This window comes from Candidatus Gracilibacteria bacterium (genome assembly GCA_010119145.1).
GTDB lineage: Bacteria > Patescibacteriota > Gracilibacteria > BD1-5 > UBA6164 > JAACSU01.
The window spans coordinates 368,737-392,052 of record JAACSU010000007.1; the positions used below are offsets into that span (position 1 = coordinate 368,737).

The 23,316-nt window shown below is 31.5% G+C and carries 17 protein-coding genes; 12 read left to right on the plus strand and 5 right to left on the minus strand.

Annotated features, from left to right (window positions below):
• Positions 1-175: 175 nt before the first annotated feature.
• The 3 genes from GW846_02235 to GW846_02245 all read right to left on the minus strand — a co-directional run bounded on the left by GW846_02235 (position 176) and on the right by GW846_02245 (position 2,545).
• The gene (locus GW846_02235) at positions 176-436 is read right to left on the minus strand and encodes an RNA-binding protein (GenBank protein NDK09572.1); all 261 of its coding nucleotides are present in this window, start codon (positions 434-436) and stop codon (positions 176-178) included.
• Positions 437-589: 153 nt separating this feature from the next.
• Complete coding sequence (locus GW846_02240; GenBank protein NDK09573.1) at positions 590-1,444, minus strand: cyclic nucleotide-binding domain-containing protein; 855 nt, start codon at positions 1,442-1,444, stop codon at positions 590-592.
• 3 nt (positions 1,445-1,447) lie between these two features.
• Positions 1,448-2,545, minus strand: a complete 1,098-nt coding sequence (locus GW846_02245; protein NDK09574.1) for a PilT/PilU family type 4a pilus ATPase — start codon at positions 2,543-2,545, stop codon at positions 1,448-1,450.
• 162 nt (positions 2,546-2,707) lie between these two features.
• On the opposite strand from GW846_02245, the gene GW846_02250 reads away from it, so the two are divergent.
• The 4 genes from GW846_02250 (at position 2,708) to GW846_02265 (ending at position 8,624) form a co-directional block, all read left to right on the plus strand.
• Positions 2,708-4,834 carry a DUF4012 domain-containing protein gene (locus tag GW846_02250; GenBank protein ID NDK09575.1) on the plus strand — a complete coding sequence of 709 codons (2,127 nt, stop codon included), beginning with the start codon at positions 2,708-2,710 and terminating at the stop codon, positions 4,832-4,834.
• Positions 4,835-4,896: 62 nt separating this feature from the next.
• Positions 4,897-6,210, plus strand: coding sequence for a UDP-N-acetylmuramoyl-L-alanyl-D-glutamate--2,6-diaminopimelate ligase (locus GW846_02255; GenBank protein NDK09576.1), 1,314 nt, complete (start codon positions 4,897-4,899; stop codon positions 6,208-6,210).
• A 7-nt stretch (positions 6,211-6,217) separates the two neighbouring features.
• Positions 6,218-7,666 carry a DNA polymerase III subunit gamma/tau gene (dnaX, locus tag GW846_02260; protein ID NDK09577.1) on the plus strand — a complete coding sequence of 483 codons (1,449 nt, stop codon included), beginning with the start codon at positions 6,218-6,220 and terminating at the stop codon, positions 7,664-7,666.
• 1 nt (position 7,667) lies between these two features.
• Positions 7,668-8,624 carry a DEAD/DEAH box helicase gene (locus GW846_02265; protein NDK09578.1) on the plus strand — a complete coding sequence of 319 codons (957 nt, stop codon included), beginning with the start codon at positions 7,668-7,670 and terminating at the stop codon, positions 8,622-8,624.
• A gap of 36 nt (positions 8,625-8,660) precedes the next feature.
• Here GW846_02265 and GW846_02270 read toward each other — a convergent pair whose 3' ends face one another.
• Positions 8,661-9,284: an ATP-dependent Clp protease proteolytic subunit gene (locus GW846_02270; protein NDK09579.1), complete on the minus strand. Its 624-nt coding sequence runs from the start codon at positions 9,282-9,284 to the stop codon at positions 8,661-8,663.
• A gap of 272 nt (positions 9,285-9,556) precedes the next feature.
• On the opposite strand from GW846_02270, the gene GW846_02275 reads away from it, so the two are divergent.
• The 8 genes from GW846_02275 to GW846_02310 all read left to right on the plus strand — a co-directional run bounded on the left by GW846_02275 (position 9,557) and on the right by GW846_02310 (position 22,708).
• Positions 9,557-10,966 (plus strand): glutamate--tRNA ligase, encoded by a 1,410-nt coding sequence (locus GW846_02275; GenBank protein ID NDK09580.1) that lies wholly within the window; start codon positions 9,557-9,559, stop codon positions 10,964-10,966.
• A 102-nt stretch (positions 10,967-11,068) separates the two neighbouring features.
• Positions 11,069-11,461, plus strand: a complete 393-nt coding sequence (locus GW846_02280) for a hypothetical protein (protein ID NDK09581.1) — start codon at positions 11,069-11,071, stop codon at positions 11,459-11,461.
• Positions 11,454-11,903: a DUF3450 domain-containing protein gene (locus GW846_02285; protein NDK09582.1), complete on the plus strand. Its 450-nt coding sequence runs from the start codon at positions 11,454-11,456 to the stop codon at positions 11,901-11,903. Before GW846_02280 ends, GW846_02285 begins: the two co-directional genes overlap by 8 nt.
• A gap of 100 nt (positions 11,904-12,003) precedes the next feature.
• Positions 12,004-14,154, plus strand: a complete 2,151-nt coding sequence (locus GW846_02290) for a sodium:proton antiporter (GenBank protein ID NDK09583.1) — start codon at positions 12,004-12,006, stop codon at positions 14,152-14,154.
• Positions 14,155-14,289: 135 nt separating this feature from the next.
• Entirely contained in the window at positions 14,290-15,810 is a 1,521-nt protein-coding gene (locus GW846_02295) for an ArsB/NhaD family transporter (protein ID NDK09584.1), read from the plus strand.
• 110 nt (positions 15,811-15,920) lie between these two features.
• Positions 15,921-16,715 carry a hypothetical protein gene (locus GW846_02300; GenBank protein ID NDK09585.1) on the plus strand — a complete coding sequence of 265 codons (795 nt, stop codon included), beginning with the start codon at positions 15,921-15,923 and terminating at the stop codon, positions 16,713-16,715.
• A 620-nt stretch (positions 16,716-17,335) separates the two neighbouring features.
• Positions 17,336-19,153 (plus strand): hypothetical protein, encoded by a 1,818-nt coding sequence (locus tag GW846_02305; protein NDK09586.1) that lies wholly within the window; start codon positions 17,336-17,338, stop codon positions 19,151-19,153.
• Positions 19,154-19,567: 414 nt separating this feature from the next.
• On the plus strand, positions 19,568-22,708 hold the full coding sequence (locus GW846_02310) for an ATP-dependent helicase (GenBank protein ID NDK09587.1): 3,141 nt from the start codon (positions 19,568-19,570) through the stop codon (positions 22,706-22,708).
• Between the two features lie 3 nt (positions 22,709-22,711).
• On the opposite strand, the gene GW846_02315 is transcribed toward GW846_02310, so the two are convergent.
• A complete protein-coding gene (locus tag GW846_02315) occupies positions 22,712-23,284 on the minus strand; it encodes a hypothetical protein (protein ID NDK09588.1) in 573 nt (190 codons plus the stop codon).
• Positions 23,285-23,316: the final 32 nt, after the last annotated feature.

Below are 23,316 nucleotides of genomic sequence, written 5' to 3' on the forward strand. Positions count from 1 at the left end.
AAAATTAAAATACATAACTTATATTAATGACTGCTTGTATGAGAATCGTAGATAAATTGTGATTTAAGTGTGTAGATAACTGTATTTCATCAAACAACATAGCTTATAGAGCCAAAATTATTATAAACACAAAAAAAGTACTGATATACATCAGTACTTTTATTTTTTTTGTGAATTAATCTCTTGGTTTTTCTTCAGCGAAATCAACTTTGATAGCTCGACCATCAAGTTCAGCACCGTCCATAGCTTCTTTAGCTGCAGCAGCTTCTTCTACTGAAGCGAATTCTACGAATCCGAATCCTTTAGATCTTCCAGTTTCTCGATCAGTAATAACTTTAGTGTATACTACTTCACCGTGTTGACCAAAAGCTTCCTTAAGATCTTGCCATGTTAAACCCCATGAAAGGCTTCCTACGAAAAGTTTTTTCGTTTCCATACTATATATATAGTAAAAATGTAAAATATGAGACGAAATATATACTGTAATGCTTGTAACATGAGTAACAACTTTTTTATCTCAAAAACAATTATGAGAGAATCAAGTTAAAATGCAAAAGATTTTTTGTGAATTTGAGACTATAACAGAATTTTAAAACGAATTTCTCAGTGATTTAATATTTTTTTGCTCAGTTTGTATTCCTTTTTGACGTATAACTCCAACCAAACTCGTTGCAATATTTTGTAGTATTTTTTCTTCGTTTTCATTAAACTTTTTTTGAGATCTGGATATGACAATATATCCATAATATATATCTCAGAGGATGAGAGGAGTCAATAGAGTATGTACTTTCATCTCAATATTTTCTTGTTTGAGTGTATCTAAAGTAAGTTGATTACTTTTTATGTTTAAAACCGTATTTTTTATTTTTTTCTCACTAAGTGAATCATATTTGAGAATATAGGTATCTCTTAATGCTTGATTTTTTTCAACAAACATTATTTGTTCTACTCACAGTACATGTTCAATAGTATCTAAAAGAGTATAAACTGAGCGAGAATTTATGTATTTCATTTGAGAAATAACGGTAGATATTTCATAGTTCGTCGTAATCTCGTTGTTTGACTGTAATAATCTTTGGTTATTGAGCTCAATAATGTAGAGAAGAATATTTTCTGATAAAAGTGGATACTGGAGTGTAAATTTTTTATAATTTTTTGCTACATCTATAAAAAGTATTTCAGTATCTATTGTAGATTGAATACTCACTTCTTTTGCTTTTGTTTCGATGAGAGCAGATTCTCACAGAATATCTCAAGAGTGTATCTTTCCGAGGGATTTAAATTGTCAGACTTGAGTTATAATACTTTTTTGTATTTCAAGTTCTCATTGCAACACTATATAGAGTCTTCCGTCTATATCTCATTCATGAAATAAATACTCTCACGATGCAAGTGATAGATGTTCAAAAAATCAAGATGATGTAATATTTTGTATATCTAACATTTTTTATTGTAATAGATAATCAATATTCTCACTATCTCTAACATAGGCTTTAAAACTATCTAGAGATATAAATCATTTTTTATAGAGTGCCGCAAGATAATGATCCATAAGAACCATTCCTTGTTTTTGGCCTATTTCTATAACTGAATATAATTGGTGTGATTTTCAAGAAATGATAAGATTTCTTACAGCATCATTATTGAGGAGTATTTCTCTAGAAGCGATTCTGGCATCCTTATCACTACGTGGGATGAGTCGTTGAGCGATAACTCACACCAAACTCATAGCAAGTTGCATACGGATTTGATCTTGTTGTTCTGCTGGAAACACATCTATAATTCTATCCACTGTCTGAACGGTATCATTCGTATGAAGTGTAGAAATAACGAGATGACCTGTCTCGGCTAAAGTAATAGCTGTTTTGATTGTATCAGGATCTCTCATCTCTCATATTACTATGACATCTGGATCTTCTCTGAGACACGACTTCATAGCTCTAGCAAAACTTGTTGTATGCATTCCTACTTCTCGCTGAGAGACAAGACTTTGTTTATTTTCAAATACAAACTCGATTGGATCTTCTATTGTAATAATATGTTTTTTAAATTCAGTATTTATGTAATTAATCATTGCAGCAAGATTTGTGGATTTTCATGTTCAAGTGGGTCAAGTAAGGAGAATGAGTCATTTACTTTTTGAGCACATATCTTTAACTTGTTGCCCGAGTCATAAGGATTCTAAGGTTGGAATATCTTGAGGAATACTTCTCATAGCTATTGAATATCATTTACTATCTTTAAAGCAGTTCACACGAAATCTACTAGTGATTGATCCAATATATGACACATCAATCTCATTTTCAGATTGAAAAACTATATATTGTTCAGGGGTAAGTATTTTTTTTATTATAATGTCTATAGATTCTGCGTTTAAAATATCAAAAACAATAGTTTCATCTCCAAGAGTAAACTCTCAAACGCTTACTATATCACCATTACTTTCTCTCACCATTGGGTGACTTAAGGTAGCAAAGTGAATATCTGAGAGATTGTTATATTCAACGTACTCTAAAAGTTTTAAAAATGTTTGTTCTACTTCCATAAAAATGGTTAAAAACTATATATGTATAAAAGATATCATATTTTTTTAAATAAATCTACTATTTTACTGAATATAACAAGCTAAGATACAAAAAAAACACTTTGAAAAAAATCGAATCTACTTACAATAAAAATAAACATTTATCTGCACACTTAAAAAACTGTGAACACACTCAAAGATTTAAAAAATTCTCAAGATAAAAATGAAGTTCACCTTGAGCATTCTATTGAAGAACTTGAGCCTAAAGTTGATGAAATAAAAGGGGAATCACTTTTAGATATTTCTCCTTGAGAAAAATCAATTCTCAATATTGGATCAAAGCGTGAAATTGGTGTGGAGAAAAAGAAAAATACTTATAAAAAAAGTATTAAATTTGATGCGCTTGAAAAGTCAAAACCTGATGTGATGTCACATATAAAATCGATTTTAAACTCCAGTAAAGATGCTATCATTCTTTCACCAAAGAAAAATAAAAATCCTACCCCCTATGTGCTTCTCCTGAGAAGAAGAATAAAGAGTCTTTGAGTATATTGAATTGCTAGTGTAGTCATTGCTTCACTTCTTATACTTGTTTGACTTGGTTTTTTAGATAAGGCCCTTGTAGAAAACAGAGTGAATGCTGGATACCAGAAACTAATAGATATAAAGGAGTGAGAACTGAGTCTCTGAGAAATTCAAAAAAAAGTAAATAATTCACGTTTTGATCTCCTTATTGCTGATACTTTTTTTAGTCCATTTTCTCTTTTTCCAGGTTCACAAATTAACTCAGTAGACCATGTAATTGCTTGATGAAGATATCTTTCAAAGGCACTAGATGATATGTTAGCTCTCTATACAAAGACACGATGATTCATTGATGAGAAGAGTTTTTCAAACATCTACTTTAGTCAATTATTTGTAAATGTATCTCCTGAGCTTTTAAGTATAGAAACGTCTCTCAAATCAGCACTCTATCATTATGATGCTATATCTTGGCTCCCAACTCCTGATTTACAATCAAAGCGAGATGCAAATATCAAGAATATTACTTCACTATTATGATACCTCTGAGCACTCAATAAAAATTATACTACATTTCTCACTATGCTTGGTCATGAGGAGAGAAAAAGATATCTGATTGTATTTCAAAATGCTGATGAGATTCGACCTACCTGAGGTTTTATGTGAAGTATGTGACTCCTTGAAATATTTCGATGAAAGGTACAACTTTTCCAAAAAAAGGATGTTTATGCGATAGAGTGGGATCTCAAAAGCTCAGATTATGAGAGACTTCCGGCTCCTAAGTGAATTAATGAACTGACTGACACATTTTGACTCAGAGATGCGAACTATTATGTGAATCTCAAGGATTCATCTGAAGCAATTAAGTTTTTTACTGATAGAGCCTGAATACCTATTGATGGAATTGTGTACATAAATCAAAATATACTTCTCCATCTTTTAGAACTCACTGGTCCAGTGTATTTTGATGAGCTGAAGAGGGATATAACAGCTGATAACTTCTCAGAAATAATGTCACTTGTGGTAGAATGAAAAAATTTCCAAGAAGGAACGCTCTGAACTCCAAAACAAGTACTTTTTGATTTCATTGAAGTTTTTTGACAAAAGCTTCAAACTGATGCTAAGTATTTCGATTATATGCAGTCACTCATTCACGATACAAAAAGCAGAGATATCATGGTATATAGTTTTGATAATGAAGCACGCAACTTTTTAGCTGAGATGGGGCTAAGTTGAAATATTGATTATGATTCTAGTTTAGATTTTGTGTATCCAGTCTATACCTCTCTCTCTTGAAATAAGTCTGACAGATATATGAAAAGAAAATTTATTCATAAAGTGACAACGGGACTTGACTGTTCGTTTGATGTAGAGATGACTGTAGAAAATACTCATGATATATGAAAACGAAAACGAGAATATTTGGAAGGGCTTATTTCAGAATTTGAAGTAGAATCCCCAGATATTTTACAAATTCAAGGAGTAGCGAGAAATAGACAATTTGTAAGGATGATTCTCCCTTCAAAATCTCAGATAATTCCACAAAATGACGTGGCAGTTGTAGATTATTGAAGTAGGAAATGAGTAGAGTATTTTACTCAAACAGAGCTTACTCAAACAAGTTATAATACTCTGAATTATGTCTTAGAAAATCCTACTTGTAAACCATATAGTTACACATTTTACAAACAACCGTGAATCAATCAATATGATATGATAATTGAAGTTGATGGTGAGAGATTTTCATATCCAAATTTAGAAGAAGATTTCTATTTTGAAGTTCGCTAAATACAAGCTTGAATCATACTATTTTTATTGTATACTGAGACTATACATCATAACTTTTGACCATGTTACAGAAACTTAAATCTCTTGTTTCACTTGATAATCCGTTTAGATTAGGATATCACTTTTTTAGAGCTGTTGCTGCTAATATAACATATTGATTTCCTTCAAGAGATATGACTATTATTTGAGTGACATGAACCAATGGAAAAACAACTACCTCTAATATTATAGCAGCGTGACTCAGAGCGAATGGAAAAAATATTTTCATGTATACAACAGTAAATATCATTCTGTGAGACAAGGAATTTACCAATAACTCTAAAATGACTTCTCCAGATGCCTTTGAACTCCAAAAATGGCTCGCAGAAGCTAAAAAAATTGGTTGTGAAATCGCAATTATAGAGACAGCAAGTCATGGAATTAAAATGCATAGAAACTGGGGGATTAATTATGATATTTCAGTTCTTACAAATATCACACAAGATCACCTCGACCTCCATCGAACGATGGATGATTATGTACAAACTAAACTCAAAATATTTAAGAATCTCATGTATTACAAAAGAAAAACTTGAGTGAAAAAAACAGGAATTATTAATATGGAGAGTGCGTACAAAGATGTATTTCTCGCTGAAACCTATGATTCTTTGTTTACTTATGGATTGTCTTATGATGCAAATATTAGAGCAAGTAATATAGTGAATACTCAAGAATCCATGGATTTCCTCGTAACTATGCCTGGAAAAAATATACAAATTAAGACACAACTGAGATGAAACTTCAATGTTTCTAATATACTCGCAGCTATTTGAGTATTTGCTTCTCTTTGAATTGAGCGCGATACTATTGCGAAAATAATCTCAGAAGTAAAAACGATTCCAGGAAGAATGGAACAAGTAAAATCAAACGAATGATTTTCGGTATTTATAGACTATGCCCATACAGCTGATGCACTTGAAAATGTACTTGAGACATTGTGAGAAATGAAATGAGAAGGAAGAATTATTACGGTATTTGGATGTACTGGTGACCGAGATACGAGCAAGCGACCAATTATGGGACAAGTCGTATCGAAACTCTCAGATGTTGTTATCGTGACTCAAGATGATGACTATACAGAAAATCCTCATAAAATCATCAAAGACATACTTCCAGGAATTGATAGAAAGCAAGGAGAAGATTTTTGGATAATAGTCGATCGGAGAGAAGCCATAAGAACGGCACTTGTAACGGCCAAGCCAGGAGATATTATTCTTATAGCAGGGAAATGAGATGAACACGCTATGCTCACCAATGCAGGAGCAGTAGAATGGCATGAAAGAACCATAGTTGAAAATATGTTGAAAGAAATAGATGATAATACAATAATACAATAATCCATTTATGGCACTCTACCTCAAATATAGACCACTTACATTTTCTGACTTAACAGGACAAGAGTTTATAAAAAAGACACTCAAAACAGCAATATCTGAGGATAAAACAGTTGGTGCTTATATTTTCACGTGACCACGGGGGACAGGTAAGACCTCTACAGCTCGAATATTCGCAAAAGCTATTAACTGTGAAAACCCAATAGATGGAGATCCTTGTGGTGTATGTGAAACCTGTGTTGCTTTTGGTAATAACTCACTGATTGATATTATTGAAATAGATGCTGCGAGTCATACGTGAGTTGATAATATCAGAGAAATCATTGAAAAAGCTCAGTTCCAACCAACCCATACAAAATACAAAATATATATTATTGATGAAGTACATATGCTTTCAAAATGAGCATTTAATGCACTTTTGAAAATACTCGAAGAACCACCTGCACATATCAAATTTATTTTAGCCACAACAGACATTCATAAAGTTCCAGATACTATTTTATCTCGATGCCAAAGATATGATTTCAAGAACTTTTCAGAAGCTGACATTAAAGAGCGACTCAGTTATATAGCATCGAAAGAAGGGATTGTGGTGGATGAAGCGAGTTATCATTATGTTGCTGAGAGTTCAGAATGAGCGATGAGAAATGCGGTCAGTTTATTTGAGCAACTTATTGTAGGCTGAACTATCTCATACGAGTATATAAAAGAAACACTCTGAATATTATCAAAGCAAGAACAACAGGAATTTTTACAAAAACTTCTGCATAAAGATATTTCTGCTTTGAGTGATTTTGAATGATATAAAAATGAAGGAAAAAACCTTAAGAATTTTATAAAAACAATAATACAACTCTTGCAAACTGACAGTATAGAGGAACTCAAAAAATGAAATGATATTAGTCGAAATATTGATATGCTCGATATCTTACATACTTGACTTCAGCAATCAAAACATAGTTTTGACGAATCTCTAACTCTAAAAATAGCTCTTTTAAAAATATTAAATACGGTTGATTATTTGTGAGAACGTCACGAAGAAAAAGTTGCATGAAAAATTCCACTTGTTGTCACACAAATAGACAAGCAGGCCGAAACAAAAAATACTCCAGAAATAACTCAATCTAAAGAAAATCTGGTAGAAGCTGCCAAGGATATCTTTTGAAATAATCAAGAAGTGAATAATGCTAAAATCTCGTCTCCAAAAAGTCATATATCGTCAGGAAGTTGATTTGATATAGAGGGGCTCATTGTAGAAATGAAGAAAAAATGAGCTAAAGCAGCTGCTAGTATGAGTTTGCGTGGCTCACACGTGAGTTTAGAGTGAGATGTTCTGAGCGTTCAAACAAAAACTCAGATTGCCGAGCAAACACTTAAAAAAACTGATAATCAAGAATTTATTTTTCAAGCAGCGACGGAGATGTGAATCCCTCTTTCTCGTATCCAAATATTAAATTAATATGTATTATAGAGTATTTCCACTAACTAGAAGTTTTGACGAGTATGGTTTGGTATATAGTGTACCTGAGGACTTAAAATCCAAAATACACACTTGAATATTGGTAGAAGTGCCATTTCAAAAATCTACTCAATTAGCTGTATGTTATGAAGAAATCTGGGAACTGGATGAGAGCTATGATGCGAGTGCTATAAAAGAAATTGTTCAAATAATTGATGTAAATTTTAATCTCTCAGAACTACAGTGTGAGATCATAGCATTTATAGCCCGATATTATATTGTTGCGATTCACAATGTGGTTTCTTTATTTTTCCCTACGAATCTCATTGAAAAAATAAAAAAAGAAACTATCTTTAAAGTGAATCCCAAGCAATACAGTTATACTAGAGAAAATACAATATCTCTTTCAGAAAAACAAGCTGAAATATACAAATCGATTTCAAATGGAGCTTCACTCAGGCATCTCTTATACGGGGTTACATGAAGTGGAAAAACTCAGATTTATATGAAACTTATTGAGGATAATCTCAAAACTTGAAAACAAACACTCTTACTGATTCCAGAAATAATCTTAACAAGTCAGATAAGCGAAAGAATAATGGAAGTTTTCGGTACACAGGTTATTTCACTACATTCTTGAGTCAGTGCAGCGAAAAAAACGCAATTCTGGATAGATATATATTCAGGAAATGCGAAAATCGTTATAGGGACAAGAAGTGCTCTATTTTATCCCTACTCAAATTTGGGGACGATAATAATGGATGAAGAACACGATCAAAGTTATATTTCTGATTCAGCTCCAAGATACTCTACGAAAGATGTCGCAGAAAAGATTTCAAGCATAGGACATATACCTCTTGTTCTCGCTTCAGGAACTCCAACGGCTACAAGTTTTTATAAATCTCTTCAATGAGAATATTCTCTCCACCAACTTCTTGAAGTGTATGGTAAAAAATAAAGAGGAATCAATTTGATTCCTCTTTATTTTTTAGATTTAGTTTTTAATTATTTTGTCGATGAGACCATACTTGAGTGCATCTTCTGCAGTCATAAAGTTATCTCTGTCACAATCCTTTTCGATTTGTTCGAGAGTTTGACCTGTATGTTTTGCTAATATTTTATAGAGAATTTTCCCTGTTTTTTCTATATGTCGTGCTGCAAGCATAATATCTGTAGCCTGACCTTCTGCTCCACCAAGTGGTTGGTGTATCATAATTTCAGCGTGAGGTAGAGCATATCTCTTGCCAGTTTCTCCACCAGCAAGTATGATTGACCCCATACTCGCAGCAAGTCCCATAGCTACGGTTGTAACAGGACATTTTATATATTGCATCGTATCGTAGATTGCAAGACCTGCTGTTACGTGTCATCCTGGTGAGTTTACGTACAGAGTAATTCCTGCTTTCGGGTCTTGTTTTTCTAAGAATAATAATTGAGCTATAACAGTATTTGCTACGGCACTGTCGATTCATTCTCCAAGAAAGATCACTCTATCCTCCAAAAGTCTAGAATAGATGTCATAGGCTCGTTCTTGCCCCCCAACTTTATCTATAACAGTTGGAATTAGAGTTGAGATAATACTTCTTTGCGATAATTTTGATTCTATTTGTTTAGCCATTGATTATTTTAATGTATAGTAAGTCCATCTAGTATATCATAAAAAATGAATTCTCAAGAGAGAGTTGTATAAAATACATTTGACTAGCATTAATTTATTGAATAAATATTTTTAAAAGAACTGTTTTGTTTTGAATAAAAGCTTCTTGAAAAAATCTTAGTTTTTTTTATACTATACAAAGAATACTTAGAAATTAACAAGCCAAGATGACCATAGTAACACGTTTTGCCCCGAGCCCGACAGGATATGTACATATTTGAAGTTTAAGAACTGTGTTATACAACTACCTGTATACGAAACAAAATGACTGAAAATTTTTACTTCGAATAGAGGATACTGATCGAAGTAGATATGTAGAGGGGAGTATTGAAAACATGATGAATGTGCTTGCTTCAGTCTGACTTATTGCTGATGAGGGACCAAATAATCCAGGTAATCATGGTCCGTACCTTCAATCTGAAAGATTGGATATTTATCAAAAGTATATTAAAGAACTTATTGCTGATGATAAAGCATATTATTGTTTTTGTAGTAGTGAGAGGCTTACGGCTCTCAGAGAAGAACAACAGTCTCTATGACTTCCAACAAAATATGATAAAATGTGTCGATATCACACAGCTGAGGAAACTAAGGCTCAACTCGATGCGTGAAGCGATTTCACCATTCGACTGAAAGTACCTGAAAATGTAGAAATATCTTTTGAAGATGGAATTCGTGGTACAATTACTATTCCAAGTAAAGATATAGATGAACAAGTTCTTATGAAAACAGATGGTTTCCCGACCTATCATTTTGCGGTAGTGGTTGATGATCATCTTATGGAGGTGACAGATATTATTCGAGGAGATGAGTGGATTCCATCAACACCAAAACATGTACTCTTGTATCAAGCATTCGGATGGGAAATGCCTCGATTTTCTCATGTACCTCCTCTGCTTTGAGCCGGATGAAAAAAACTATCAAAGAGAACAGGTGATGTCGCAGTTGAGAACTTTTTAGAAAAGTGATTTCTCACTGAAGCTATACTGAACTATATTGCACTCCTTGGTTGGAATCCAAAAACAACAGAAGAATATTTTACTGTTACAGAGCTTATAGAACGATTTAAACTCTCAGACGTACATCGAGCTGGAGCTGTGTTTGAAGAAGAAAGAATGGAGTGATTTAATGCTCATTATATTAAACATTACGACACACAAAAATTATGGAATAAGTTAGAAACATATTTGAACCGTTATGACAAAGTATTTTTAGAAAAGATTTCAGAATTTCCAGTTGAGTATAATTGTAAAATACTTGCTGAGCTTCAAACGAGACTCAAAAAACTTTCAGACTATAAAGAGCTCACTCATTTCCTCTATAATGATATCAAATCAATAGAAATAGATATGTATTTAAATCCAAAAATGAAAATAGAGTCAGTTGTTGACGTAAAAAAAGCGCTCAAAGTATCATTAGATGTACTGAATAACACTGATATTGACTTAGAAAGTCCTGAGAGTATTAAAGAGACGTTTATCATGAAAATAAAAGAAGCTGAAATGAAAAATGGGCAGGTGCTTTGGCCTGTTAGAGTAGCATTGTCTGCTGAGAATTTTTCTCCATGAGCTCTTGAACTCATCTACATACTTTGAAGGGAAAAGTCAATTCAAAGAATAGAGAAAAGTTTGAAAGAACTATAGAATTATGCTACTATTTTTACACAACTCTATCAAAAGAAATATAGAATATAATATTGATTACTTGGTAAAAAAAGAAAAATGAATTTTTGAATGTTAAAAAATATGGTTGAAAATATTGTTTCGTCATATAAATGTCCGTTTTGTGGAGGAAAAAATATTTCTGAAAAAAATATTGATATTATTGGAGCAGCTGGAAATACTGTAAATATTGATATGCATTGTCCTAGTTGTAAAAAACACTTTATGGCAAAAACAGAGGTTATGCATATGGACTTGTGACCCGTAAATGCCCAAAAGCTTGAACAAATTCAAAAATCTCTTTCAGCTTTAAAGTGAAGACTTGGTTGAAATATTGAAATAGACCAATCTGATTTAGAAGCAACCATTAAGGCTCAACAAATTAAAGATGAAGATATAACAAAAATAAGAAATACACTTCAAAAGAGATATTCTAAAGTAGAGGATTTATTTTCAGATACAGAAAACAATGATTAAAAAAATACTCTTGCTGTTTGTAGTACTGACAGTTTTATATGCTCTGAGTATATTTATATTTCCGAGTGTAACTGCTAAAATCGATAGCTTGTTATGAATGCCATGATTTAGTGAATCAATTCGATGAAAAAAGACGCAATTTGATACAATAGTGACCAATCCAGATGTTTGAGTATTGCCAAACTCCTACTCAGATACGCTGAGTTGAGCTCGTGATGTACAAAATAAATTTAACGACGGAGTAGAATCTACAAAAAATACTATTGATGGATTCAGGTGACAAGCTCAAGAGATGCAAGGAACTATAGAAAAGTGAAAAGAACAAATTGAGAGTATTAAAAGAGTATACGATGAAGCAAGTGGAACCTATATCGAAATAAAAACACTTATTGATGGAACACAAGAAATAATTGGAAGTGGTTCTATATCATCTCAAGAATAAGATGAAACAATTTAGTCAAGTCATAAAAACAAAGTATGATTTGACTTTTTTAGTCTTCTGACTAAAACTATGCAGCTTTATTCATCTCTATTATTAAAATATGGAACATTTAATTCTCCCAGCATTTATTACATCGACTTTGTCGCTTTTAAGCTTGCTTCTTATCTCTATATTTACCTACATTTTTTCTAAAAAAATAGGTTTCCCGTACACGGTTATGCTTGTTTTTGTTGGTCTACTTTTAGTTCCACTCTCAAACTTTCCACTATTTTCATTTATAGACGACTTTAAACTTACACCAGACATATTATTTTATGTATTTCTTCCAATTCTACTTTTTGAATCTGCATATAATATCAATTATAAACAGTTACTCGCAAACTGGAGGTCTATTGGTATGCTTGCTGTATTTGGACTCCTCATGTCGGCATTTGTAATCGCTTGAGCGCTATTTTTTCTATTTCCTTTGTTTGGACTCCATATACCGTTTCTCATTTGTTTATTATTTGGTTCCGTTATTTCAGCTACTGATCCAGTGGCAGTTCTCTCTATTTTTAAAACAGTATGAGCTCCGAGACGATTGGCACTTATATTTGAAGGAGAGAGTATATTTAATGATGGTACTGCATTAGCTTTTTTTCTTGTAATACTCTGAATTATACTCCAATGAGTGGTGACTCCTGCTAGTATGACTCTATGATTCTTTTCATTTATATCAATGGTTTCATGAGGACTTATATTTGGTTTAATTATGTGAGTTCTGTTTTCAAAAATATTAGAAAAAATTAAAAACGATGAATCAGTAGAAATAGGACTTACGATTGTTATGGCACATTTAACATTTCTGTTGTCGGAACTTATTGGACACTTTCTTGTTATTTGAGATTTTCATTTCAAAGTATCTTGAGTTATTGCAACTGCGATTGCAGGTATTACGATAGGGAACTATGGTCGTTATAAAATAAGTCCAAAGGTTGAAGAGTCTATTGAAAAATTTTGGGTATTTTTTGCATTTGTAGCGAATTCTCTTGTATTTATTTTATTAGGTCTCATTCTTTCTGATATAAATATAAATTTTACTCTATTCATACCACCAATTCTTCTAGTAATTGTGATTGTTATGATTGCAAGAGCTATAAGTGTCTATATCCCTATTTGAATAATTAATACATTTAAACTCGAAGAACATATTCCTATGACCTGGCAGCATCTTCTTTCATGGTGAAGTCTTAGATGAGCGCTAGCTGTTATGATGGTTTATCTCATTCCTGGTCCTGGTCAGACTTGATACGATTTACTATTAAAGTATCAAGAATCAGTAGGGTGGAATTATGATTTTTCAATCAAAGATTTTATCATTGTTATCACAATCTGAAGTATTATGTTTACGCTTTTTATCAAAGCTACGACTATATCATTTTTTATGAGAAAAATGAAGCTAGATAAACTCCATGAAGTGGAAGAATTTGAATACGAAGAAGGTAAAATACTTATGAATCTTAAAGTACTTGAAAAGCTCACGAGTATTGAAGAAAAATGATATATAAACAAGTGAGAACATCACGAATTGAGGTTAAAATATGAAACTATTCTCAAAGAATCTATATGAAATATTAAGTCACTCTTTACTAATAATACTCAACAGGCATCTGCTGTAATTAAAAAAGCGATTACTCTTCACGCACTTTGAATCGAGAAACAATATCTTAAAGATCTCTTTCATTATCATGAAGTTGATGAATACAATTTCAAAATAATTCTTGGAAAAATAACTCGCCAAATAGATAGGGTGGAGCAATGAGTGAGACAGCTTAAAGATCACGGGGAAAAACCTCATGAACTTAATATTTTTGAAAGATTTTGAGAAAAAATGAGAGGTGGAAGAGACAACTTTACTGATAGATATATAAGAAGCAGAACGCGTCTCATTATTACTAGAAAAGTCTGAAAAGAGCTTCGACATCTTAAAGCCATTGAGTTTGGGTTTAATAGTTCCTTGTTTGATGAAATTATTGATCTATACGAAGAATTTAATCAATCAGCTCAAGAAAAAAAGGATCAAATTAGGGAAAATCATAATATATCTATTATGTCACTAGAGGCGAAGTTAGCAGATAAATCACTTCTTAAAATTGAAGAAAAAGTAATTCAAGATCTTTTTAAAAAAGAGATTATTACCCCAAAGATTTATATAAAATTTTTAGAGGATATAGAACATGAAATACTCAAAGATTTTAGAAGAATTTGATAATTTTTTCAATATAAAAAATATTAACTTTGATATAAATATAATTTATGTCAAAGTTTTTTTATAGTACATAAAATTTGACTCATTTTATTTTTTGACTAAAACTGGTAGGCTTTAATTTATTTACCTGTAAGAATCATGAAAGAATTCTGTCAGAAATTTTGATTTCTACAAAAGATCTTGTGAGTGTGAATTATTTGAATTTCATATCTTCCTCAAGTCTCAGCTGCAACAGAAATTGCTGCGACTGCAGAGCATGCAACAACAGCATTTAGTATTGCATCTGGAATATTTATGACACTTGTCATGTTTCTTGTAATAACACTCGTTGCTACTGAAAAAGTACATAGAACCCTGGTAGTATTTTTTATAGCTGCTTCGCTCCTATTTTTAAATTATACCTTTGGAAGTTTTATTCCAGCTTTACAATTTTTGGACTTAGATAGAGCATTTGCCAGTATTGATGGAGAAGTAATAGCACTCCTTGTATCGATGATGATGATAGTTTGAGTACTCTCACAAACTCGTGTATTTGAATGGCTTGCAGTGAAACTCTTTGAAGTTTCAAAGTGAAATATTCATTTACTGTTTTTTTCATTCTTCGTTATAACGGCTGTTCTATCTGCATTTCTAGATAATGTTACTACAATTTTTCTTATTGTTCCTGTAGCTATATCAATATCTAAGATATTTGAAATTAATCCAGTGAGATTTGTAATCCCTATGATTATTGCTTCAAATCTCTGAGGTGCAGCAACCCTTATTGGTGATCCACCAAATATCATGATTGGGAGTTATGCTAATCTCTCTTTCAATCAGTTTATTGCAAATCTATGATTTCCTATTATTGTGATATCTTCAATTATCTCAATTACACTCTATCTCTTTATGAGAAAAGAGTTGAATCAAGTTAAAAAGATTGATGATTTTCAAAAAACACTCAAAGAAATGAAAGCGACGTATAAAATACGTCATAGAAAACTTCTCATTGCATCATTGCTTGTACTAGCTCTTGTAATTATATTCTTCTTCTTGCATGGATACTTTCATATGCCAGCTGCCGTTCCTGCTATTATGTGAGCTGCATTTCTCATGTTGATTCGTGATAGACTTATTAGAAGAAAATTTGGACGAGGTCATCAAAGTAAAGAAATGATGGAAATGAGGATTCATGAAACATTCTCTCGAGATGTAGAGTGGCTCGTTATCTGATTTTTTGTATTTCTATTTATGATTGTTGGTGCTGTAGAGCATACAGGTCTACTTGATTTAGTAGCGCTTCAAATACAAGATAGATTTGGAGATAATCTCCTGATTTGTGCTTTAGCAATATTATGGATATCAGCAATATTCTCAGCATTTCTTGATAATATTCCTTTTACAGCTGTAATGTTGCCAGTAGTTGCGAATCTTATAGCCTTTTATACAGGGCAGGGAATCGACGCAACATTCTTATGGTGGGCTCTTGCATTTGGTGCATGTCTTGGAGGGAATGGTACACTCATAGGTGCGTCAGCAAATCTCGTTGCTGCATGACTTCTTGAAAAAGAAAAATATCATCTTTCTTTTGTAGAATACCTTAAATTAGGTTTTCCTCTTATGTTATTACAAGTATTTTTAGCTTCATTCGCAATTTACTTTATGTGGCTTGCATTGTAGTTCTAAAAACACCTTCAGTACGAAGGTGTTTTTTTATTATGTATTTATATTTGACAATATATGTAATTTATCTATTATGAATTTATGTTTATTATTAATAATTTAAGTATATGAAAAAAATACTCATAGCTCTTACAGTTTTACTCGCTATTGTGCCATTTCAAAGCATTTTTGCCTTTAACGAAAACATTTCATTTAATAATTATACAATCATTAGTGAGTTAGATACTATTGATAAAGAAGTTGATGTACGAATAGAGTACGCTTTATCTAAAAAACCTATTAATTCATACGCAACTATTGTTACGATTAATGGAAAGACATACCAACAAAATTTGAAATATAATTCTCTCTCTACAAAATTATACGCTGATATATCAACAAGATATGTTACTGTTCCTTCAAACCTCGATTACAAATTATCGGTTATAGATGAGAATTCTTTCACTAAATTTACAGCATCATGAAGTTTGAGTATAAAAACTGGAACAATTACTCAAAATCCTAAACCAAATACTCCAACTTCAAATAATCCAAATACTCCACTGAGTTCTGAACAACAATCAGCACTGACAGCAAGTAGAATTATAATTGCAAATATTAAAACTCAATATTCAACAGACGCAACTCGTGTTTCAGCTCTTGTTCGTGAAATAGCTCTACTGAAAGAAAGAAGATTACAATATCCAAGTCGAGTGAATGTATTTAATCTCGTAATAATTCATTTGGAAAATGAGATTAGAAGTATATATGGACTCACACCTACAACGAATAATCTAACAATACCTAAGAGTCCAACAACTAATAATTATACACCAAAATATACAAAACCTTCTGAAGAACCAACTCGAATTAATGGTATATGAAATGCAAAAAGTTATGATTCTTGGAGAGTCTCTCAATAAATCTTTGTAATAAAATCAAAAGCTATACAGTATACGTATTAGCTTTTTTTTTGTTTGTGTATGAATACTCCATCACATTTTCTCCTGCATCTAGGAATAAGAAAATTTTTCAGAAGCAAATATGACATATATATATCTAAAAGCTTTGTGCTATGAGCTATAGCACCAGATGTAGGACTCTATATTTGCGTACTTGTATATACAATGTATGCTCATTTTTTTCTTTGATATGAAATGAGTGTTGTATTTAAGACGATGTTTGATGATTTGTATTTTAATAATCCTGTGTGGATTTTTGCATATAATTTTCTACACTCTATATTTCTTTTAATATTGTTTTTACTGATATCTTGGTATATAAAACATTTCATAAATCAGAGAATTTGAATAATATGTATCTGGTTTTTTATTGCTTGTTTGCTTCACTCAGCTATAGATATAGTTACTCACCAAGACGATGGACCAAGGATATTTTATCCACTTAGCTTATATCAATTTCAATCTCCAATATCTTATTGGAATCCTCTGTATTATTGAGGTATTGTATCAAAAATTGAATTTGTATGTGATATTTTGCTTATGTGGTATCTACTTTATTCACCAATTAAAAATAAAATTATATGACAAAAAAATACAAAAATTCTATAAAAATATCAAATGTTCTTAGAAAAAAGAGTATCTTACTGAGTAAGATACTCTTTTGATTCTGTATTTTTGTGTCACTCTCTCACAGCACTTTTGCATTAACTCAACAATCACAAGATATATATACTCAATTTATAACTCAAGTTGAGAAAAATTATTCTCTATTAGATCAGGAAATTGTTTTAAAAAAATTGAGATCTAGACTTACGCAGTATTACACATGAGAATTATCTTCTACGAAGTCACAAGTTGTCAGTGAAATAATTGAGCTCAATCATGAAGCTATTTACGATAATTGGCTTCTTCAAAATCAAAATCAAAATTCTCAAATTTCGCTCGAGCTCAAAACTCGACTGATTTTGAAAGATATAGATAAAAATATAGAGTTTCCAAGTTATGTCTCAGGACTTTTAGAAAAGGATTCGATTAGTTATATCTGAGTAAACTCAAATAGAGAGTATGTTGATTGAAAAGAAATATTTCAGATATCTTACGCTACATATTTTAAAATACTCCCGAGTAATGCAAGCACTCTTTCTCAAAAAAAATGAGTAATCATAAAAGCTTCTAATGGCGATTTTCATTTTATAGAGTCATATTCTAGAAATAAAAAGATTCCATATTCTGAACTCTCTGGACAAGCATTTGCATTTATTACTCCAGAATACAAAATTCAGTTAGAAAACTGAAAATACAGTGGTTTTATTTTTACAACACTTCAATACTATCCTGATAGGTATGGAGTGTTTGAGAAACAACTTGAAAATTCATGAAGTGTTATATGAGATATTCTAGTGTACAGAGATGAGTCTTGAAAATACAATTTTGTAAAAAAGTTTACAAAAAGACTTCTTATTTCAGATTCTGAGAGTTTTTGAATTCCTGAAAAGCATTTATTTTTAAAATATCTTCTTTCAGATGCTAAATTTTTAGAGTCAGATATTCCAGAAAATATGAAAAAAATAAAGTCTTTTACGAAGACTTTAACAAACTGACAAACTGACGATGAAGCTCTGGAGACTATTTATGATTGGGTACTTAATAATGTTGAATACACAAAAGATTTAGATCTCGATGATATGAAAATATTTTCATGAAGTGAAGCATTTTTTAGAAAAGACTGAGTCTGTACTGCATACTCTAAACTTATGGTCTATATGATGATGTACTCGTGAATGTATGACCTTGAAATGATAGAATGATATGTCATTGATGCTCCTGACTTTCCTAATATATGACACGCATGGGTGAGATATAAAGATAGATTTTATGATCCAACTTTTGATGACCCTATAGGTGCACTTGCTAATAAAACTCGTGATGAATATAAGTATTTTCAAATACCTCAGGATATTTTTTATACAAATAGGTTTCATTATGAGGATTTACCAGAGTCATTTTATACAGCGAGTAAAAATGATATAGAACAATTTATTTATGAATGACTTCTGGCACTTGTTCCTAAATATAGAGGTGAATTATCAAAATATGAAATATTTAATCCAGTAGTGTTTAGAGATACATTTAATATCTCTTCAAATGTTATTTTGAATCCTGAAATTATCGCTCAAAACGTGTGATTTGAAACAGTGGAATGAAAAACTTTTAGTTACACTAATAATGGAACTACCTATCAAATTTCAGCTCTTAATTATTATCTTATCACTGCTGATAATACTGAAACTGTACTTTCACAATTATCTTATAATCTAGATGATACAAAACTTTATAAGTGGTTATTAGAGGATGGAAGCAGTGAATGGAGGCTCTGATATAATATAAAATTAAGATAATTCTTAAACTTAAAATAAATATTTGACAAATAAGTCTGTTATTGTTAATATCAATAGTACCTCAACAATTTGTATGGGGCATCGGCAACTCGTATTGCTCGATTAATAGTCTAGGAGGGACTAAATATGAAGTCGCGTTTGATTGTGTCAAAAAACCCGAAGAAACAAGCTAAGCAACAGAGCAAGGTTCAACGGATGAAGAACGCAGCGATTAAAACTGGTATCTCGGGCAAAGCTCTTGATACTCGGAAAAAAGAAACAGTTGGCCGAGCAGGCTGAATTTGGGAGCGCATTTATGCGCTCCCTTCAACATATATGAAAACTAATATCTTCTTTAATCAGGAGATATTTTTATTTTGAATATATATCGTATATAAAAAATTATTGTCTTTTATAAGTATTTCACTACACTACATGAAATACTTTTTTGCTTATACAATTGTGGATACAAAAACCTTTGAACTAAACTACTGAAAACTCAATCCAGAGCAACAAGATGCAGTGAATACACTTGATGGACCAGTCATGGTTATAGCGTGACCTGGAACAGGGAAGACCCAGATTATTGGGATGCGTACTGCAAATATTATTCTAAAGTCTTGAGTACATCCAGAAAACATCATGATTACGACTTTTACAGAAGCGTGAGTGATAGCTATTCGAGAGCGACTTATCTCAATGATTTGAAGTGACGCGTATAAGGTGTATGTTTCAACGGTTCACAGCTTCGCTCAGGATGTTATAAAAAGTTTCCCTGAAAAGTTTACAGTAGAAAAACTTGATACCCCAATAGATGACATAGAGAGTTTAGAGCTCATTTCTGATATAGTTGGATCACTCCTCTCTGAGCAAAAGCTACAGTATTTGATGAGTTATGGAGATCCATTGTTTTATGTGCGGGCTATAAAAAATGCACTCAATAATCTCAAACGTGAATGAGTGAGTGTTACAAAATTTAAGCTAAAAATAAAAGAAGAAACAGAAAAATCACTTGCTTGGTTGGAAGAAAAACGAAATAATAAAAGAATTAAAAAAATAGAAAAATATGAAGCTGAACATGAGCAAAAGATAGGGAAGCTTACGGAACTTGCGACAATTTTTGAAATATATAATGCAAAACTTAGGGATCAACATCTCTATGATTTTAATGATATGATTAATTTTGTCCTTGAAAAGTTTAGAGAAGATGATGAATTACGAACATATTATGCTGAAGTGTATCAATATATTATGTTAGATGAGTATCAAGATACAAATAACCCGCAAAATGAAATAGTGGATTTAATACTTTCAGTATCAGAGACTCCAAATATCATGGTGGTTGGAGATGATGATCAGTCTATTTACAGGTTTCAAGGAGCAAATATAGAAAATATGCTTGAGTTTACTACAAAATATCAAAACTCTAAGATTATTATTTTAGACAAAAACTACAGATCTCAACAATGAATACTTAATGCTGCAGAAAATCTTATAGAAAATAATTCTGAGAGACTCATAAACAAAATCCCAGGTCTCAGTAAAAAATTAGATTCACAAACTTGATGAGTCAGAGAAGTTCCAAGTATATGTATTACTAAAGACGATATAGATGAAAAACTCTCTGTTGTTGAAAGAGTTTTGTCACTCTTACGTTCTTGAATTCAAGCAAGTGAAATTGCTATCATTGTACGTTCTAACAAAGAAGTCATAACTTATGGTGATATACTTAAAGAACATGAAATTGCTGTTACATCTAAACTTGAAAGCAATATTCTTGAGTCAGATTATGTAAAATCGATTTTTACATTTTTTAAGGTACTATCAGATCCTTATAGTTATGAGACAGATTTTCTAAATCTCCTAAGATCAAGTCTAATTGATATAGATGGAATGGATATACTTAAAATAAATACGTATCTCTACAGACAAAATTATTCTAAAAGAGGTCACACAAAACTCAAGCTATTTGATGTACTTTCAGACTCAGCTGCTTTGCAATTTATTTGAGTACAATGAGGACATAAAATTCATGAATTCATATCAAAATATGTAGAGGCACAAGAACAGTTTTCACGTCGAAATTTTATTTTAGCACTTTCATGGTTTTTATCAGAATTCAAAATTCTTGATACCGTGCAATCTCAGTGAAATTTTCAAGATCTACAAGATGTATATTCACTTTTTCACACGATTAAATCTTGGGCTTGAATTAATAATAATATTTCCTTGAGATCAATCATTAATAAATATGAATTATATTTTAAGTATGGGTACAGAATAAATAGAACGACCTCGCTATGAGATGATAGCTGAGTACAAGTTCTCACTGCTCACAGTTCTAAATGACTTGAATATGAGTATGTGTTCATTCCAGGCTTATATACTTGAAACTGGGATACTAAATCAAACAGAGAGCTCATACCACTTCCTTCAGGTATTGCCTGAAATGGTTTTCAAGCTACCCAAGAGGATATTCTGAGTGACGCTGAACTAAAAAATCATAATAAAGAACGGCAAATGCAAGAGGATAGACGGCTCTTTTTTGTTGCACTCACGAGAGCAAAAAAACAATTATATTTAAGTTTCCCCAGTTCAATACTTTGAAGTGTAAAACTCATATCACCATTTTTATGAGAAATCTGAGATAGTATTGCAGTAGATTTTGTATCTACACAAGACGAGAAATCAAATGAAATGATTCAAGAAATGTTACAAGAGTCCAAGCTTATTAAGCACAATAATGAGGAAATTAATTTTATACAAGAGTTTTTCTTACGCTACAAGCTGTCAGTGAGTGACCTCAACACATTTTTAATAAGTCCTAAAGATTTTTTGTATAGGTCAGTATTCAAATATCCATTTGAAGAAAATGAAAACTCTATTTTTGGGACTATGTACCATAGAACATTAGAACTTTTTTACAAAAAAATACAAGACACATGAGAAGTCCAAGAGTATGAATATTTAGAATATGTATTTTTGCGTCAACTAGAAAAAGAATACCTTACTTTTGAAGAGTTCCAGAGACTGAAATCAAGGTGACTTGAGTCTCTCAAGTGATATTATGAAACATATAACGGTACTTTTGTAGCACCTTTAAAGACTGAATATAAGTTCTCTAGAAAAAATATATTTTTTGAGACTATCCCATTAACTTGAATCATTGATAAAATAGAGCTTCTAAGCGAGGATTTTACTGGAAATGATTCGTGAAGTGCTTTATTTTCTCAAAATATTAAGCTCACAGATTACAAAACATGATCTGTGAAATATATTTGAGAAATAAAGTGAGTAAACAAAGATTGAAAAAAAGATGAATGATTTGAAAGAGGGAGATACTGACGACAACTCATGTTTTATAAGCTATTATTTGAAAATGATTCAGAGTTATCTTCTCAGTACAACTTATGTGAGCTAGAGCTCGATTTTTGTGAATGAAAAAAATGAAATTATAAAAGGGTCAGTGTTGAAGTGAACGAAGATGAATACGCTGAGTTTAAATCTCTCATAAAAGAAACCTACTCTAAAATGATAGATATAGGTTTTTGGAAAGATTTTTTAAACTTAAAATAGAGCTTATTTTTTGAAGTAGTGAAGGAATTTATCCATAAATTTCTTTTTTCTTTTATAAACATAGTATTCATATTCAATATCTTCATGAGTTTTAACTGGACTACGTGATACCTCTTCGAAAACTACTGGGAGTCCATCAAAAAATACGTCACAGTGATATTTTTCATAGATACGAGTAACATATGCTTTTTCGAGACATGGCGAAGAGAGAACCTGATTATAAATCTCAGCTCATCAAATTATAAATATATTTTCTATATCATCTCTTTTAGAAAGGTATTCCATACATTTCTTTGTTTCTGAGAATTTTATTTCTCAAGATTCTCAGATTACTTCATCTTCATAACTCCTTGAGAGTACACAGTTAAGTCTGAGTGGAAGTGGTCTAAACTTTTTAGGAAGTGAATCCCAAGTTTTTCTTCCCATTACTACCGCATTTTGTTTTTTATGATTTTTAGTTCTGGTAGTTACATTTTTAAAGTAGCTACGATCATCTGGAATATCCCACGAAAGACCTCAATTCTTTCAAAGTCAGTTTTCGTTATCGACTGCAAGTATGATTGAAAATTTTTTCATGAATCTAGTAAAAATAATTATATTACCAGAGT